The sequence below is a fragment of the Amycolatopsis nalaikhensis genome, assembly GCF_030264295.1.
GTDB lineage: Bacteria > Actinomycetota > Actinomycetes > Mycobacteriales > Pseudonocardiaceae > Amycolatopsis > Amycolatopsis nalaikhensis.
On the sequence record NZ_CP127173.1, the window covers coordinates 6581380 to 6597597 of the forward strand.

Genomic DNA, 16218 nt, shown 5'->3' on the forward strand with positions numbered 1-16218 from the left:
AAGTCGTTCGCACCGCTAAGGATTTCGGGTACGGTCGGGGACGTGCGCCCTGCCGACATCGAAGCCCTCGTCGTCCCCGGTCGTCCCGCGCTGCGCGGGAACCTGCTGCTGACGGCGGTCAAGAACCCGGACCTCAAGACGAACGCCGCCCACAGCGCGCTGCGGCGGGTGGCGCTCGACGGCGGCGACGTCGCGTGGACCCAGGGTCCCCGCGACTCGGCGCCCGCGATCTCCCCGGACGGGCGCTGGGTGGCGTTCCTCCGCGCGGGGGAGGGCAAGGGCGCCGACGGCAGCCCGCAGCTGCACGTCATGCCGACGGACGGCGGCGAGGCGCGGCGGGTGACGTCGCTGCACCTCGGGGCCGGCGAGCCGGTGTGGGCACCGGACTCGCGGCGGATCGCGTTCACCGCCCGCGTGCCCGAGCCCGGCCGCTACGGCACGCCGGACGACGGCGACGAGACGCCGGAGCCCGCCGCCGAGGCCCCGCGCCGGATCACGCGCATGGACTACCGCATCGACGACGTCGGGTTCCTGCGCGACCGGATGCAGCGGCTGTTCGTCGTCGACGCGCTCGAGGACGAGCCGGGTGAGCCCGAGCCGCTGACCGGCGACGGGTTCGACGCGGCCCACCCGGTGTGGACGCCGGACGGCACCCGCGTGGTCTTCACCGCCCCGCCGGACTGGGGCGCGGCCGAGAGCGACTCCCGCGACATCTGCGCGATCTCCGCCGACGGCGGCGAACCCGAGGTCCTGGTGCGCTGCCCCGGCTACTCCGAGCGCCCGGCGTTCGGCGCCGACGGCACGTTGTTCTACTTCGGACAGTCCTTCGCGGAGCACCGCGAGGCCGCGATGACCGGGCTCTACGCGGCGACGCCCGAATTCGGCGCCGGGCCGGTCAAACCGCGTCGCCTCACCGACATCGAGACGGTGGACTGCGAGGCCTCGGCGGGCCCGCCCGCACCGCGCGAGGGTGACGTCCTGGTGGCCGTCCGCAACCGCGGCGCGGTCGAGCTGCGCGCGGTTCCCGTCGAGGCGGCGGACGCTCCGCTGGCCGACTTGCCGGTGGTCTACGCCGACCGCACCGCGCTCCGGTCGTTCACCCTCGACGGTTCGGTCCTGGCGGCCGTGATCGCCACCCCGGAGACCTCCGGTGAGGTCGTGCTGCTCGGCGACGGCGAGCCGCGGGTGCTGACCGACTACTCGAAGCCGTTGCGGGACAAGGGCATCCGCCCGATGATCGAGCTGGAGACGACCGCGCCGGACGGTTACCCGGTGCACGGCTGGCTGGTGCTGCCCGAGGGCGAGGGTCCGCACCCGGTGCTGCGCGTCGTCCACGGCGGCCCGTTCACCCAGCAGGACTGGGCGGTGTTCGACGAGGCGCAGGTCTACGCGGCCGCCGGGTACGCGGTGGTGCTCGGCAACCCGCGCGGCTCCGCGGGCTACGGGCAGACCCACGGCCACTCGATCACGTTCGGCTTCGGCACGGTCGACGTCGACGACGTCCTGGCGCTGCTGGACAAGGCGCTGGAGCGGCCGGACCTCGACGCCTCGCGCGTCGGCATCATGGGCGGCTCGTACGGCGGGTTCATGACGAGCTGGCTGGCCGCCCACCACGGCGACCGGTTCAAGGCGGCGTGGAGCGAGCGCGCGGTCAACGCGTGGGACTCCATGGTCGGCAGCTCCGACATCGGCTACTTCTTCGTCGACGCCTACATCGGGGCCGACCCGGAGGTGCAGCGCGACCGTTCGCCGCTCACCTACGCGGCGAAGATCGAGATCCCGTTCGCGGTGGTACATTCGGAGCAGGACTGGCGCTGCCCGCTGGAGCAGGCGCAGCGGATGTTCGTGGCGTTGCGGCGCGCGGGCGCTCCGGCGGAGTTCCTGCTGTTCCCCGGCGAAGGCCACGAGCTGAGCCGCTCCGGCCGCCCGCGGCACCGGGTCCAGCGCTTCGAGGCGATCCTCGACTGGTGGGCGCGGCACCTGTGACCGCCCCGCGGGGCCTGGTCTGCTTCGACGTCGACGGCACGCTCGTGCCCGGCACGAGCTCGTCGGCGTGGGTCGCGGAGCGGCTCGGGTGCGCGGACGAGCTGCTCGCCGCCGAGGTGGCCTACGCCGAAGGGCGCAGCAGCAACGAAGAGGTGGCGACGATCGACGCGCGCGGCTGGGCCGGGCGCACCGAAGCGGAGATCCAGGCGCACCTCGACGCGCTGCCGCTGGTCGGCGGGATCGCCGAGACGGTGGCGTGGTGCGTCGCCCGCGGCCTGCGTCCGGTGCTGTCCACGCTCGCGTGGGCGCCGGTCGGCCGGATGCTCGCCGCCCGGTTCGGGTTCGCCGCCTACTGCGGCACGGTGCCCGGGCTCGAGGGCGGCCGCTACACCGGCGTCGTCGCGGGGCACCTCGACGAGTACGGCAAGCGGGACTTCGCCCTGGCGCAGGCGCGCGAACACGGGGTCGTGGTGTCGCGGTGCGCCGCGATCGGGGACAGCCGGTCGGACCTGCCCCTGTTCGCCGAGGTCGGCACGAGCATCGCGTTCAACGCCGACGCCGCGGCCCGCGCGGCCGCCACGCACGTCGTCGACTCCGGTGATCTGCGGGCGGTCGTCCCGCTGCTCGAAGCTCAGTTCAGCAGCGTGTAGTTCAGCTCTTCGCAGACACGGCCCAGCGGGACGTCCAGGCCCGGGTGGTCCAGCGGCAGCAGCACGTCCGGCGCGATCGGCAGGGCCGCGCCCGCCGGCGGGTCCCACAGGCAGATCGCGGGGTCGCCGGAGTCCATCGACGAGCGGTACCAGAGGCCGTCGAGGTCGCTGAACGCGCCGCGGATCGCGCGGGCCCAGGCCTGCGTGAGCTTCTTCGGCCCGCTGGAGATCTCCTGCGACGCACCCACCCGCGTCGGCCACAGGCCGGTGAGGTCGAGCAGGCGCAGGCCGCGGGTGGGCCGGACGACGACCAGCCGCGGCCCGCGCGTCCGGCGGTCGACGGTCGAGCTGGTCTGGAACACCTCGGCGACCGAGGTGCGCACGGTGAGGCCGAAGTAGAGCACCCCGTTCGCGGGGTCGGTGACCGGCGCGCCGCCGCGGCCGGGCGACTGCTGGTCGAACCGGCCGTGCGGGAGCGGGCCGGTGTAGCGGAACGAGTTCCACTGCTGGGGGTGGTTGCCGTGCGCGGTGAAGATCCGCACCAGCCTGGTCGCGGGCTGGACCGTCACGACGTCGTGCGCGCGGTTCAGCTGCCGGACCAGGACGGATCGGGCGGGCGGCAGCGGGAGCCGGGCCATGGGTCGGGGGTGGTCCGTCCTTGTCGGTGATCTTGCTCGGGGAGGTCCAGCCTAGAACGGCGTGCCGAGCGTGGCGATGAGGCGGGCGACGTGGTCCGGGTCACCCCCGGAGAGCAGCCACTGGCGGGGTGTCGCCGGGTGCTCGTTGATCACGAGGTCGGACTGCGGGGTGCTCATGAAGGCGGCGACGACGAGCGCGGGCAGGTCCGCGGGCAGGGCCCTGAGCACGACCTCCAGGCCGGGCAGCACGCCCGAGCCGGCGAACTGCCACGCGGGGAGCCGCCAGCCGCCGTCCTTCCACCCGGTCAGCCTGCCTTCCTTGAGGCGGTGCCGGATCCGGCTGTCGTCGACCCCGAGGGTCTTCGCGGCTTCGTTGACGCTGAGGGCGCCTTCGGCGAGCACGGCGTGGGCGGCGACGGTCCGGGCGCGGAAGTCGGGTTCGTCTTCGCGCCGCGGGGACAGATCGAGGCCGACGTCGGTGAGCGCGGCCCGCTGATCGGCGGAGAAGTAGTGCGACGGATCGGGGTTCGGTGGGGACAGTCTGCGCGCCGCGTCTTCGACGAGCGTGAGGAACTCGTTCGCGTCGACCTTCAGGCCCGCCTTGGCGAGGATGTTCTCCAGCGCTACAGACATGGGGTTCAGACTAACCCGAAACAGCGCGGGTGTGCGGGTTCGTGCGGTTTCTTGCCCTGTCTGTGGTCGAATTCACCAGAGATCGACACCGAGGGCACATCATCCAACACGTTGAGTAGGCAACTTCCGGCTAGTCTCCCCGGAACAGGCGAGGTTGTCCAGGCTTGACAGTGTGCGTCTTCGGCCTTACGTTCCGTGTGAGTAAACGATTTCCGCTCCGTGCTCACAGGATCCGGCGGGTTGGCGCCGGGCATGGGGGACACAGGGGGTGGGGCGTGCCTGGGGGGCCTGGCACGAGCCGGACCCCTCAGGCACGTCGCTCCCGGTGGGTCACGCGGCGATCTCCGCTTCCGGCGCCGCAGGGGTCAGCGGCGGGAGCTCTTCCGCTCGATCAGGCGGGCTTCGAGTGTCGTGGTGGTCGCGTCGCGGCTGCTGTCGGCGATGCGGGCCAGGAGCAGCTGAGCCGCCACTCGGCCGACTTCGTAGGCGGGCTGGGCGACCACGGTGAGCGGCGGATCGATCAGCGTCGTCCAGGGGGCGTCGTCGAACGAGACGATGCCGACGTCGCGGCCCGAGCGCAGGCCGCGCGCCGACAGGGCTTCGAGCACCCCGATGGCCATCGTGCTGTTCGCGACGAGGAGCGCGTCCGGCGGCGACGGCTCGTCCAGCAGCTCCAGCGCGGCCAGCCGGGCCCCTTCGGCGCGGTACTCCGCGCGCCGGAAGAGGGCGTTCTCCTCGCCGACGACGTCGCGGTAGCCGGCCAGGCGGTCGTCGGCGGTACGGACGCCGCTCGGGCCGGTCAGGCAGCCGATGCGGCGGTAGCCGCCCTTCAGGAGGTGACGCGTCGCCTCGGCGGCGGCGTGCCGGGTGTCGACGAGGACCTGGTCACCCGCGTCGGCGGGCAGCGGCCGGTCGACGGCCACCAGCGGCGTCCCCTGGCGGCGCAGGCCTTCGACGTTCGTCGACCGGCCGGTGGGCGACAACACCACTCCGGCGACGCGCTCCTGCAGGGCGACTTCGATGTAGCGGCGCTCTTTGTCTTCGTTTTCGTCGGAGTTGCAGAGCACGACGGAGTAGCCGGAGCGCTGGGCGAGGTCTTCGACGCCGCGCGCGATGGCGGTGAAGAACGGGTTCTCGACGTCGGAGATGATCAGCGCGAGGACGGCGGTTTCCTGCCGGCGCAGGTTCCGGGCCAGGCCGTTCGGGTGGTACCCGAGCTCGGCGGCGGCTTCCTGGACCCGCGCGGCGAGCGTCGGGTCCACAGTGGACTTGCCGTTGAGCGCGCGCGACACGGTCGCCGTGGAGACGCCGGCCCGCGCGGCGACGTCGCTGATGGTGGCCACACGCCCTCCCGCCTGATCACGCTTCGAGGGGAGAATAGCGCTCCCGGTGGTCGTTTACCGTCCGCTTACCTTTCCGGGCTTTCCTGCCACTTCCGGTTGCCCGCACGGGTTACGCCGAACGGAGCCGATCACCCTCCGTGGAGTCCACAGTGGAGGGACGAGCGAAGTAGGCACGAGGAGTGAGCCCGGTGAGGGCCCGGCAGTCCCGGCTGAGGTGAGCTTGATCGGCATACCCCGCGGCGGCGGCCAGCGCGGCGAGGCCGGGGGAGTGGGGAGCGAGGGCGACGGCCCGTTGGAAGCGGGTGACGCGGAGGTAGGTGGCGGGCCCGTACCCGACGGCTTGGACGAACCGCCGCCGCAGCCGCCGCTCGCTGATGGCGAAGGGATCTTCGACGCGAGCGGCAGCCAGATCGACCTCACGAGCGTCGCGTCGCCCCGAGCGCCCCAATGTGGCCTTCGGTGCGTCAGACGCAACCAAGGCGGCCTTCGGTGCGTCTGACGCAACCAATGTGGCCTTGGGGCGCTCGGGGGCCGCCAGCATCGCCACCGCGTCCGATACCCGCGCCGCTCCCGCGTCGAGTTGCTCGATCAACGCCGCCACCGCCGGGTCCGGCTCCGGGACCTCGCCCAACCTCGTCGCAACCGCTCGCGCCGGGGAAATCTCACCCGCCAGCAGCCGCTCCGCCAGCTCCTCCCCGGACCTTCCCCACAACTCCGCCAACGGCACCCGCCGGTCGCGCAGCTCGTCCGCCGCCACTCCGAGCACCGCCGCGGCCCGGCCCGGCGTGAACCGGACCCCGCGCAGCTCCGCCTCCGGCCTGGTCACCGATGACCACGCCGACGTGTCCGGGCCCGCCACGAACACCGCGCCGTCGCCCACGACCAGGTCCAGGCAGCCGTCCGGGACGATCCGCTTCGGTCCCGCCGTCGCCGATCGCCACACGCAGCGCGCCACTCCCGCCAGCGGCCCCGGCGGTGGCGCCTCCTCGTACATACTCCGATCATGCACCCGGGGTCCGACAAAATCTCCGACGGAACCATCGACTCGCTCGCCTGGATCCACGTCCGCGACCGGCGCCTGCTCTCCGTCCGCACCGCCGGCAAGGCGAAGTTCTACCTGCCCGGCGGCAAGCGCGAGCCCGGCGAAGGCGACGTCGGCGGCCTGTGCCGGGAGATCCGCGAGGAACTCGGCGTCGAACTCGACCCGCTGAGCTTCCGCTTCTTCGCCGTCCTCGAAGAACAGGCCGACGGGTTCGCCGACGGCAGGCTCGTCCGCATGACCTGCTACACCGCCGACCACAGCGGAGAGCCGACGCCGTCACGCGAGATCGCCGAAGCCGCCTGGCTCAGCTTCGCCGAAGCCGACGCCTGCCCGCCCGCTGGTCAGCGCGTCCTGAAGATGCTCGCCGCCGCCGGTTTGGTCGACTGAACAGGGCACCCGTTCGGGTGAAAGTCGGACATCTTGCGAAGGCCTGCTAACGCGGAGTGAGGTCACGGCGAGATGTAGACGACGCACTCGACAGGAGTGCGCGGGACGAGAGAAGACCTTTCCATGGGTGTTCCCACCGCGACCCGGCCGGACCGCGACTGCGCGGGCCGCGCCAAGTCCGCCGGCAGCGTCGTGGTCGTCCTGGGCGTGCTCGCCGCCGCCTTCTTCGTGACGTCGTACGTCGTGCCGCGCTCCGGGCGCGGGCCCGCCAAGGCGGTGCCGGTCGCCGCGCCGGTCGTCCCGGCCGCCGTCGCCACCGTCAGCCACTCCGTCGTCTACGAGCTGCTCGGCGCGCACGGCGCGAGCAACGTCACCTACGCCGGCGCGGGCTCGGAACTGAAGCAGGAGGCCGCGGTGACGACGCCGTGGTCGGCGGCGTTCACCCAGGTCGGCCCGGTCGGGCGCACCGAGTTCTACAGCATCGCCGCGCGCAACCCCGGCCCCGGCCCGCTGCGCTGCCGGATCGTCGTCGACGGCGTCGTCGTCGCCGAAAAGACCATGGCCGAGCCGGGCCTCTTCAGCTGCGCCGTCTGAGTCCTGCGGCAGGATCGGCGGCGTGAACGACGCCGCGATCACCTTCGGGCCCGCCCTCGTGGCCGTGCTGGTCCTGCTCGCCGTCGCCGGGGCGGCCGTCGTCCGCGTCGGCGAGCTCGGGCGGGGGCGGGACGTGCTGATCGCCGCCGTCCGGGCCGTCGCCCAGCTGGCCCTCGTCTCGCTCGTGATCACCGCCGTCCTGCGGTCCGCCCCGCTCACCGGCCTGTTCGTGCTGCTCATGTTCGGCATCGCCGCGGTGACATCGGCGCGCCGCGTCGGCACCTGGGCGAACCTGCCCTGGACGGCCCTGTCCATCGCCGCCGGGGTCGCGCCCGTGTTGGCCCTGGTCCTCGGCGCCGGGGTGGTGCCGCTGAAAACGATCGCCGTCGTGCCGATCGCGGGCATCGTGATCGGCGGAGCGATGACGGCGACGTCCCAGGCCGCGCGCCGCGCCCTCGACGAGCTCAAGTCCCGCCACGGCGAGTACGAAGCCGCGCTCGCGCTCGGCTTCCTGCCGCGGCCCGCCGCGCTGGAGATCTGCCGCCCGTCGGCCGGGCACGCGCTGATCCCGGCGCTCGACCAGACCCGCACGGTCGGCTTGGTGACGCTCCCCGGCGCCTACGTCGGCGTGCTGCTCGGCGGAGCGGGGCCGATCGAAGCGGGCTTGACGCAGGTGCTCGTGTTGATCGGGCTGCTCGCCGCGGAGGCCCTCTCGATCCTGGTGGCCGTGCAGTTCGTCGCGGCCGGGAAGCTCAGCCGAGCGGCGTAGCCAGGTGGCTGGTGTCGTTGAAGCGCCGGACGATCCAGGTGTCGCCGTGCAGCACGAGGTGCGAGATCGACCCGTTGTCGGCGCCGAGGAACGCGAACCGCTCCACCGAGCGGCTGGCCTGCGCGAACACCTCGCCGATCACGCCGCCGTGGGTGAACACCGCGACGCGCTGGTCGGGGTGCGCCTCGGCGATCCGGGTGAGCGCGCCGCGCAGCCGGGCGCCGAAGTGCTCGTCGGACTCCGCACCCGGGATGACGTCCCAGCGCTGCTCGGTCCACAGCCGTTCGACGATCGGGTGGCCTTCGGTGGTGTACTTCCGGAAGAGGCCGTTCTCCCAGTCGCCGAGGTGGATCTCGCGCAGGTCCGGCTCGACGACGGGCGTCAGCCCGAGCTTCTCGGCCAGCGGCGCGGCGGTCTGGACCGTGCGGCGCAGCGTCGTCACGTAGATCGCGTCGATCCGCTCCCCGGCCAGCCGGACGCCGACGCGCTGGGCGTGGTCGCGGCCCTCCGGCGCCAGGTCCGGGTCGGCTTGGCCGTCGACGAGGTCGAACGGCTGGCTCGCTCGCGCAGGGGCGGATTCGCCGTGCCGCACCAGGAAGATCTCCGTGGATCCCGGCGGTGGGCTGAAGCGGTGCTGGCGGTACTCGATCTCCTGCTCGGGCGTGCTCATGGCCCCGAGGTTAGCCGAGTTGCTTGTCCACGAAACACCATCGCCACGTCTCGCCCGGCTCGAAGCTCCGCATCACCGGGTGGCGCGACTCGTGGAAGTGCTGGGTGGCGTGACGGCGCGGCGAGGAGTCGCAGCAGGCGACGTTGCCGCACTTGAGGCACTTCCGCAGGTGCACCCACGTCGTCCCTTCTTCGAGGCACGCCTCGCAGCTGTCGGCCGAGCTCGGCTCCTTTTCGATCCACTCGTGGGCCAGGTGCTTGCACGACCCCGCCGTCGCCGCCGGGGTGCGCAGCTCGCGGCCCTCGACCTCGGGTTCCTCCTCGTCGCGGTCGAGCATCGACTCCTCGATGTCGAGCCGCTCCAGGACCTTGCGCAGGACGTCGTCGTCGGCGCTGCCGCTGTCGCGGGCCTTGAGGAACTGGCGGCGCTCGACGTCGAGCAGCTCGAGGCGCAGGCGGCGGTAGGCGTCGCTCGGCGTCTCGGCCAGCGCGCTCTGGCGGCCGAGTTGCTCCCACGCCGAGTCGGCGCGGTGCTGCAGCCGGTCGCGCAGGCGCTGGATGATCTCCGGCGGGTCGTCGTCCGTCCGGATCTCTTCGAGCCTGGCCAGCGCCGCGCGGGTCATGTCGTGCAGGACTGCCGCCTCCTGCAGGGCGTCTTCCGCCGGGTCCGGCCGGGGCAGCCGCAGCCGCCGGATGAGCGTCGGCAGCGTCATGCCCTGCAGCGCGAGGGTGCCGGCCACGACGACGAACGCGGCGAGCACCAGCACCGCCCGCTGTGGGGTGTCGGCGGGGAGCACGAACGCCGCCGCGAGCGTCACCACGCCGCGCATGCCCGCCCAGGCGATCACGGCCGAGTAGCGCCACGGCCAGATCTTCGTCTTCATCTTGCCGGGCAGGAAGCGGCGTTCGAGGCGCTTCACCGTGCCGATCCCGATCAGGTACAGCACGCGGGTGAGGATCGTCGCGCCGAGCACCGCGACGCAGATCCAGGTGAGCATGACCAGCGACAGGCCGCTTTCGGTGACCTCGGCGATGATCCGCCGCAGCTGCAGGCCGATCAGCAGGAAGACCATGTTCTCCAGCAGGAACTGGATGGTCTGCCAGTTGAGCCGGGACGCGAGCCGGGTCGAGCCGGAGAGGATCTGCGGTGCCTTGTGCCCGAGGATCAGCCCGGCGATGACGACCGCGAGCACGCCCGAGCCGTGGATGGCCTCGGCCGGGATGTAGGCGATGAAGGGCACGGCGAACGACAGCGCGGTGTCGAGCACCGGCTCGTTCAGCCGGGCGCGGATGAACGCCGCCACGAACCCGACGACCAGGCCGACCACGGCGCCGCCGATGGCCGCGCGGAAGAAGTCCGCGCCGACCTGCCACAGGCTGACCGACCCGGCCAGCGCGGCGATGGCCGTGCGGAGGGCGACCAGCGCGGCGGCGTCGTTGAACAGGCTCTCGCCCTCGAGCAGCCGGATGAGCTTGCGGGGCATCCCGACGCGCCGGGCGACGACGCTGGCGGCGACCGCGTCCGGCGGCGCGACGACGGCGCCGAGCGCGATGCCGCCGGCCAGCGGCAGGCCGGGGATCACGGCCCAGGCGACCAGGCCGACGCCGACCGCGGTGAACACGACCAGCCCGACCGACATGAGCCCGATCGCGCCGCGGTTCTTCCGGAAGTCGACCAGCGACGTCTGGATGGCGGCCGAGTAGAGCAGCGGGGGCAGCAGCCCGAGCAGGACGACCTCGGGGTCGAGGTGGTATTCGGGCACGCCGGGGACGTACGACGCACCGACGCCGACGACGATCAGGCACAGCGGGGCGGACCAGTCCAGCCGCCGCGCCACCGCGCTGACGACGAGGACGGTCACGACCAGCGCCACTATCTCTGCCGCGATGTGCACGGGGTAATCATCACCCGCGAGCCGCGGCGGGCGTCACCGGGCCGGGCTCGACGACCGGCCGCGCGTCCCGCGCCTAGGCTGGGTGCGTGACGACGGTGGAGATCGCGGCCGGCGCCCTGCGCGGCTCCGACCAGGACGGGGTCCGGACGTTCCTCGGCGTGCCGTACGCCGAACCCCCGGTGGGGGAGCTGCGGTTCCGCGCTCCTCGGCCGGTGCGCCCGTGGTCCGGCCTCCGCGACGCGACCGAGTGGGCCCCGCGCGCGCCGCAGCCCGAGCTGACCGGGCGCGGCTTCACCGGCGACGAGGACTGCCTCTACCTCAACGTCTACGCGCCCGCGGCACCCGGCTCGTACCCGGTGCTGGTGTGGATCCACGGCGGCGGCGGGGTGATGGGCGCACCGCACCAGTTCGACGCGTCCGCGTACGCCCGGCGGGGCGTCGTCGTCGTGACCGTCGCCTACCGGCTCGGTGTGCTCGGCATGCTGCACCTGCCCGGCGTCGCCGACTCGAACCTGTCGCTGCGCGACCAGGTCGCCGCGCTGGAGTGGGTGCGCGACAACGTCGCCGCGTTCGGTGGCGATCCGGGGCGGGTGACGCTCGCCGGGCAGTCCAACGGCGGCCGCACGGTCGGGACGCTGCTGGCCGTGCCCGCCACCCGCGGCCTGGTCCACCAGGCGATCGTGCAGAGCGGCACCGGCGTCGGCTCGGTCGTGCACACCCCGGCCGAAGCGGCCGACGTCGCTTCGCGGGTCCTCGCCGAGCTGGACGTCGCCCCGGAGGACCTCGCCACGCTCCCGGTGACGCGCATTCTCGAGGCGCAGCAACGGGTTTCGGCGGTCTCGGGCACCAAGGTGACCTACCGCGTCGTCGTCGGCGACGAGGTGTTGCCGGAGCGCCCGGCGGACGCCGTCCGCGCGGTCCCGCTGCTGATCGGCACGACGGCCGACGAGGAGGACCTCTTCAGCTGGCTGCAGTCGGGTGGCGCGAAGCTCCTCGGCGTCGGCTCGACGGTGTTGACGGAGGAGGAGGTCGAGAAGGCCGTCGCGGCCTACGCCGCCCTCCTGCCGGACTGGCCGGAGGACCAGGTCCGCAACCGCGCGCTGACCGCGGCCGACTGGTGGATCCCGGCGATCCGCTTCGCCGAGGCCCAGCCGGACGCCTGGATGTACCGGCTCGACTGGCGGATCGCCCCGCGCGGCCGCGGCCTGGGCGCGGCGCACGGGCTCGACCTGCCGCTGGTGTTCGACGACATCCGCAACCGCAACTGGCGGTTCCTCTTCGCCGGGCGGACGTTCCCGGCCGAGCGGATGCAGGCGGTGGCGACGGAGATGTTCGGCGCGTGGGTCCGGTTCATCACGACGGGCGACCCGGGCTGGCCGCGCTACACGGCGGCGGACCGGGTCACGCGCATCTTCGACGACGTCTCCACGACGGTCACCGACCCGGACCGCGAGCAGCGCCTCCTCTGGGACTGAGCCGAGGGCGGCGCGAACCACCGGACGGTGTAGCAGAAGGTGCGGTAGCTGCGACCTAGTAGCCGTCCTCGATGCCCACGCGAGACCGGAGGCGGCTGAATGAGCTCAGGGCCAAGCGACTCGTCGCGTCTGACAAGACAGCGGCAGCTCACGCGTCGTCGGCGGCGGCCTGCCCAACCTGGAGGTGGCAACGGGTCGGATCAGTCATCCGCCGAACGGCGTCGCGGCGTGGTTGCCATCCAACGGGCCCTGCAACAACGCGTTGAAGGCCACCTCAAAGGTGATCCTGAGGCCGCGGGCATCGCAGCGCCCCTCTCGCACGGCGGCGTTCCGGTCCAGCTCCCGATCCCCGTCCGGATCTGGCTCGAAGACGAGTCGGGCAGTGCCGGGGTTCAGGAAGCCGTCAAGAACTTGCTGGACGCGCATGGGTTCGCGGTGGTTCGCGCGTTTCCGGCGCAACAGGGATCTTGGCGTCGTTCCCTCGTCTTCCGGCTGCGCCGGGCCGGTTCGTCGGAAGAAATGCGTCGACGTCTCGAGAAGATCGAGCGCGGGGTCGAGCTCCAGCTCCTCACCAAGAACCAGGCGCAGGTGGACCAAGCTCAGGGCGACGCGGTCGCGAAGCTGCTCGTCGCCCTTCAGGCCTCATCGACGGCCTTGGTCCAGATCGGGTCAGTGCTGATCGTCAAGATCGACGGTGTTCCGCTCGTGCGCAACCTGACCCAGGCGGAGATCGCCATGCTCGACCGCGATCCGTCGTTGCTCGACAACCCCCGGTCTGTTCTGAACGCACTCAGCGACGCCGCTGCGGCACTGCCGGAAACCGAAGCAGGACAGCTGGCCCAGCTGAAGACTCGGGACAATCGACCGGAAGGCGGCTGATCACCGGATCTCCCGCAACGCCGTGAAGGCCACCTTGAGGAAATTCAACCTCCTCAAGGTGGCCTTCACGAACTTGAACTACACCGTGATCTTGTCCAGGTTCGGGCCGCCGTTGGCGGTCGTCGCCGTCGCCTTGATCTTGTTCGTGCCCGCCGTCAGGGTCACCGGGACCGTGACCGTCTGCCACGTGTCCCAGTTGCCCGTCCCGCCGAACGCCACGCCCGACGCCACCTTCACGCCGTTGACCGCGATGTCCATCGGCCGGTTCGTCGTGGTGCCGTTGGCGAACCGGAGCACGACGTTCGCGGGGCCCGCCGCGGCCGCCGTCACCGAGAACTCCACCGCGCTGCCCGTCACGTTGTCGTAGTTGACGAACCCGGTGCCGGTGAACCCGAGGTGGTTGGACTCCGCCGCGCCGTTGGTGATCGTGGCGTCCTCGGCCTGGTAGTCCGCCGGGGTGCCGGGGGTCACCGTGCCGTCCGCCGGGATCGTCTTCGTCCCGGTGTTCCAGCCCGCGATCCGCACGGACGGCTTGGCGCCCTTGAGGTCCGCGGTCCGGTACGTCGCCGTCAGCGTGGTCGATTCGCCCGGCCACAGGCTGACCTGGTTGTCGGTCCACCGCACCGGCAGCACCGGCGCGCCCGCCGGGTCGACCACGTGCGCGTCGACGAAGAACGCCGGCACCTTGCCGGAGGAGTTGTTCTTCAGGGTGACCTTGGTCGTCGTGGTGCCGTCGGCGTTCGTCGTCGTCGACGCGGTCGGGTCCACCGCGACCTGGGCCAGGCCGTTCAGCCCGGACAGGTCCGCGTACGACGTCGTCGGCGTGTAGTACCAGTCGCTGTTGTTCCAGTCGAGCGCGTCGGCCTTGGTGGACAGCCAGTATACGTTGCGGCTGACCTCCTTGCCCGAGGCGTCCGTCAGGACCAGCTTCGCCAGGTACGTCGGCGAAAGCCCGCTCACCGAGCCGATGGTCAGCGCCGTCGTCTTCGCGCCGTCGCCGCCCACCGAAACGGCCTTGGACTGGTCGAACTTCGCCGTCCCGTCCAGGTTGAACAGCTGCACGCGGGCGGTCAGGCCCGACGCCGCGTCGTGGTTGTGGTTCACCACCACGACGGACTTCGTGTCGTACGAGTACTGGATGTGCAGCGGCTCGTTCGCCTTCTTCGCCCCGAAGTACGAACCGTTCTGGTCGAGGTAGGCGTCGAACAGCTGCCAGTGCAGCGACGTCCATCCGCTGTTGAGCATCCAGTAGATGATCCCGGTGGCCGGGTTCGAGCTGTCGCTGAAGTTGCGCGAGTGCGCCTCGAACTCGGCGCGGACGTTCTCGTACTTTGCCAGCTGCGCCTTCCGCACGTAGTCGGCGAGGCTCGACGGCGCGCCGTAGCGGCCGGAAAGCGCGTCACCGAACAGCTTCAGGTTGCCGAACGTCGACGACGAGGACCGGTGGTACTGCGCGGCCGACGGGTCCTTCCACAGCGTGTCCAGCTCGCCGGCCGACATCATCCGCTTGAGCGTGTCCATCGTCGGGATGTCCGGCCCGGCGCTGGTTTCGGAGTTGAAGCTCCACGCGCCACCGCCGTCGGAGTGCGCCTTGTCGTACCAGTACACCGGCGGGATCCAGTCGTACGGGCCGTTCATCTTCATGCCCGACGAACCCAGCTGCGGCGACGACTTCGCCGACGCGGCCGGCACCACCGGGGTGGGCCAGTCCGCGGCGCTGAGCGCGTCGAGGTAGTTCTTCTCGATCGTCGCGTCCGGCGCGAAGTCGCTGCCGATCAGGAACGAGATGACGCTCGGGTGGTCGCGCAGGCGCTCGGCCTCCGCGGTCATCGACGCCTTCGCGATCGGGTAGTCCGCGGCCGTCCACGGGTCACCCTTCTCGCTGCCGTTGACCTGGCCCTCCCACTTGTCGCAGCACTCCCAGCCGGGCAGCGTGAGCACGCCCATCCGGTCGGCGAGGTCGAAGAACTCGTCCGGCTCGATGTGCCCCTCCAGGCGCACGGTGTTGAGCCCGAGGTCCTTGACGTAGGCGAGCTTGTCGGCCGCGAACTGCTCGTTCCAGCGCAGGAACAGGTCCGGCGAGTAGCCGCCGCCCTTGATCAGCAGCGGACGCCCGTTGATCGTGTACGCGCGGCCGCCGCTCGAGTTCTTGTTCGCGGTGACCTGGCGGACGCCGAAGCTCGAGTGCGAGCTGTCCGACGCCGTGCCACCGACGCTCGCGGTCAGGTCGAGGGCGTAGAGCGGCTGCCCGCCCATCCCGGCGGGCCACCAGATCTGCGGGTTGTCGATCCCGACCACCGGGAAGGTGACGGTCTTCTTCTCCTTGGCGGCCAGGCTCACCGTCTGGCTGATCGCTCGTCCGGCGACCGTGCCGGAGACCGTCGTCGACACCGCGTTGGCCGAGTCGTTGCGGACGTCGGCCTTCACCGTCAGATCGGCGTGGGTCAGCCCGGTCAGCTTCGTGACGACGTGGCCGCCGCGCAGCGCCACCGGGCCGCTGCGGCGCACGAGGACGTCGCGGACGATGCCCATGTTCTGGTCCGGCGGGGTCTGCGCCCAGTCGATCCAGCCCATCGACAGGTCCTTGTCCGGGTCGTTCGGGTAGACCTTGAACGCGACGCTGTTCGTGCCCGCCTTCACCAGGGCGGTGATGTCCAGGTCGTGCCGCGTGTAGGCGCCGTTGACCTGCGTCTTGTCCGCGACCCGCGTCCCGTTGACCCAGACGTCGGCCTTGGACAGCACGCCGCTGAAGTCCAGGTAGGTGCGCTGGGAGGTGTCGGCGACCGTGAGGTCGGTGCGGTACCACCACGGGACCTTGAAGTCCGCGGTCGGCACGTTCTTCATGTTCGTCGAGTAGAACGGGTCGGCGTACTTGCCGTTGGCCAGCAGGCCGGCGTAGACGGTCGAGCGCGGGCCGACCGGGTACCAGCCGGAGGTGTTGTAGCCGGGCTTGGAGACCGCGGAGTCGTCGCTGACCTGCGCCGACGTCTGGATCAGGAAGCCGGGGACGGCGGTGGCCGGGGCCGCGGCCGCGACCGCCGGGCGCGCCGGCTCCTGCCCGGTCGCCGCCGGGACGGTCGCCCCGCTCACGGCGACGGCCAGGGCGACCGCCGAGACGAGCCGAAGGGTTCTTCTCTGCCGATTGTTCACTAGCGCGCCTCCTAGGCACCGCGGCGGCGAGGGAAAGGTGGCCATCGTTAGTAAAGTTCCCTAACAATTGCGGACGATCGTAGCGGTCCGGTCACCGGGAGAACAGGG

General features: G+C 71.8%; 14 protein-coding genes. 7 read left to right on the top strand and 7 right to left on the bottom strand.

What is annotated here, in order from left to right; translation table 11 throughout:
* The first annotated feature begins 42 nt into the window (after positions 1-42).
* Positions 43-1986, top strand: a complete 1944-nt coding sequence (locus QP939_RS32230) for a S9 family peptidase (protein WP_285449977.1) — start codon at positions 43-45, stop codon at positions 1984-1986.
* Positions 1968-2636, top strand: a complete 669-nt coding sequence (locus QP939_RS32235; RefSeq protein WP_285449978.1) for an HAD family hydrolase — start codon at positions 1968-1970, stop codon at positions 2634-2636. The genes QP939_RS32230 and QP939_RS32235 overlap by 19 nt, the downstream gene beginning before the upstream one ends.
* On the opposite strand, the gene QP939_RS32240 is transcribed toward QP939_RS32235, so the two are convergent.
* The 4 genes from QP939_RS32240 to QP939_RS32255 all read right to left on the bottom strand — a co-directional run bounded on the left by QP939_RS32240 (position 2618) and on the right by QP939_RS32255 (position 6244).
* Positions 2618-3274, bottom strand: coding sequence for an RES family NAD+ phosphorylase (locus QP939_RS32240; RefSeq protein WP_285449979.1), 657 nt, complete (start codon positions 3272-3274; stop codon positions 2618-2620). The genes QP939_RS32235 and QP939_RS32240 overlap by 19 nt on opposite strands.
* 51 nt (positions 3275-3325) lie before the next feature.
* Positions 3326-3907: a MerR family transcriptional regulator gene (locus tag QP939_RS32245; protein WP_285449980.1), complete on the bottom strand. Its 582-nt coding sequence runs from the start codon at positions 3905-3907 to the stop codon at positions 3326-3328.
* 365 nt (positions 3908-4272) lie between these two features.
* On the bottom strand, positions 4273-5250 hold the full coding sequence (locus QP939_RS32250; RefSeq protein ID WP_285449981.1) for a LacI family DNA-binding transcriptional regulator: 978 nt from the start codon (positions 5248-5250) through the stop codon (positions 4273-4275).
* Between the two features lie 109 nt (positions 5251-5359).
* Entirely contained in the window at positions 5360-6244 is an 885-nt protein-coding gene (locus QP939_RS32255; RefSeq protein ID WP_285449982.1) for a helix-turn-helix domain-containing protein, read from the bottom strand.
* 9 nt (positions 6245-6253) lie between these two features.
* On the opposite strand from QP939_RS32255, the gene QP939_RS32260 reads away from it, so the two are divergent.
* From QP939_RS32260 to QP939_RS32270, 3 genes are all read left to right on the top strand, one after another.
* A complete protein-coding gene (locus QP939_RS32260) occupies positions 6254-6679 on the top strand; it encodes an NUDIX hydrolase (RefSeq protein ID WP_285449983.1) in 426 nt (141 codons plus the stop codon).
* Between the two features lie 123 nt (positions 6680-6802).
* Positions 6803-7273 (top strand): MmpS family transport accessory protein, encoded by a 471-nt coding sequence (locus QP939_RS32265; protein ID WP_285449984.1) that lies wholly within the window; start codon positions 6803-6805, stop codon positions 7271-7273.
* A gap of 22 nt (positions 7274-7295) precedes the next feature.
* Positions 7296-8042 carry an ABC transporter permease gene (locus tag QP939_RS32270; protein ID WP_285449985.1) on the top strand — a complete coding sequence of 249 codons (747 nt, stop codon included), beginning with the start codon at positions 7296-7298 and terminating at the stop codon, positions 8040-8042.
* On the opposite strand, the gene QP939_RS32275 is transcribed toward QP939_RS32270, so the two are convergent.
* Entirely contained in the window at positions 8026-8712 is a 687-nt protein-coding gene (locus tag QP939_RS32275; RefSeq protein ID WP_285449987.1) for a histidine phosphatase family protein, read from the bottom strand. The two genes, QP939_RS32270 and QP939_RS32275, sit on opposite strands and share 17 nt — an antisense overlap.
* A 10-nt stretch (positions 8713-8722) precedes the next feature.
* Complete coding sequence (locus tag QP939_RS32280) at positions 8723-10606, bottom strand: Na+/H+ antiporter (protein WP_285449988.1); 1884 nt, start codon at positions 10604-10606, stop codon at positions 8723-8725.
* A gap of 86 nt (positions 10607-10692) precedes the next feature.
* Between QP939_RS32280 and QP939_RS32285 the strand changes: the two genes are divergently transcribed.
* Together QP939_RS32285 and QP939_RS32290 are read left to right on the top strand one after the other, a co-directional pair.
* Positions 10693-12081 carry a carboxylesterase/lipase family protein gene (locus QP939_RS32285; RefSeq protein ID WP_285449990.1) on the top strand — a complete coding sequence of 463 codons (1389 nt, stop codon included), beginning with the start codon at positions 10693-10695 and terminating at the stop codon, positions 12079-12081.
* Between the two features lie 228 nt (positions 12082-12309).
* Positions 12310-12960, top strand: a complete 651-nt coding sequence (locus QP939_RS32290; RefSeq protein ID WP_285449991.1) for a hypothetical protein — start codon at positions 12310-12312, stop codon at positions 12958-12960.
* 78 nt (positions 12961-13038) lie between these two features.
* Here QP939_RS32290 and QP939_RS32295 read toward each other — a convergent pair whose 3' ends face one another.
* Positions 13039-16110, bottom strand: a complete 3072-nt coding sequence (locus QP939_RS32295) for a glycosyl hydrolase 2 galactose-binding domain-containing protein (RefSeq protein WP_285449992.1) — start codon at positions 16108-16110, stop codon at positions 13039-13041.
* Positions 16111-16218: the final 108 nt, after the last annotated feature.

Bases quoted from the DNA above. Each gene is read 5' to 3' on its own strand.
- QP939_RS32255 (WP_285449982.1), bottom strand. From the start codon at position 6,244: ATGTACGAGGAGGCGCCACCGCCGGGGCCGCTGGCGGGAGTGGCGCGC.
- QP939_RS32245 (WP_285449980.1), bottom strand. From the start codon at position 3,907: ATGTCTGTAGCGCTGGAGAACATCCTCGCCAAGGCGGGCCTGAAGGTC.
- QP939_RS32240 (WP_285449979.1), bottom strand. From the start codon at position 3,274: ATGGCCCGGCTCCCGCTGCCGCCCGCCCGATCCGTCCTGGTCCGGCAG.
- QP939_RS32275 (WP_285449987.1), bottom strand. From the start codon at position 8,712: ATGAGCACGCCCGAGCAGGAGATCGAGTACCGCCAGCACCGCTTCAGC.
- QP939_RS32260 (WP_285449983.1), top strand. From the start codon at position 6,254: ATGCACCCGGGGTCCGACAAAATCTCCGACGGAACCATCGACTCGCTC.
- QP939_RS32265 (WP_285449984.1), top strand. From the start codon at position 6,803: ATGGGTGTTCCCACCGCGACCCGGCCGGACCGCGACTGCGCGGGCCGC.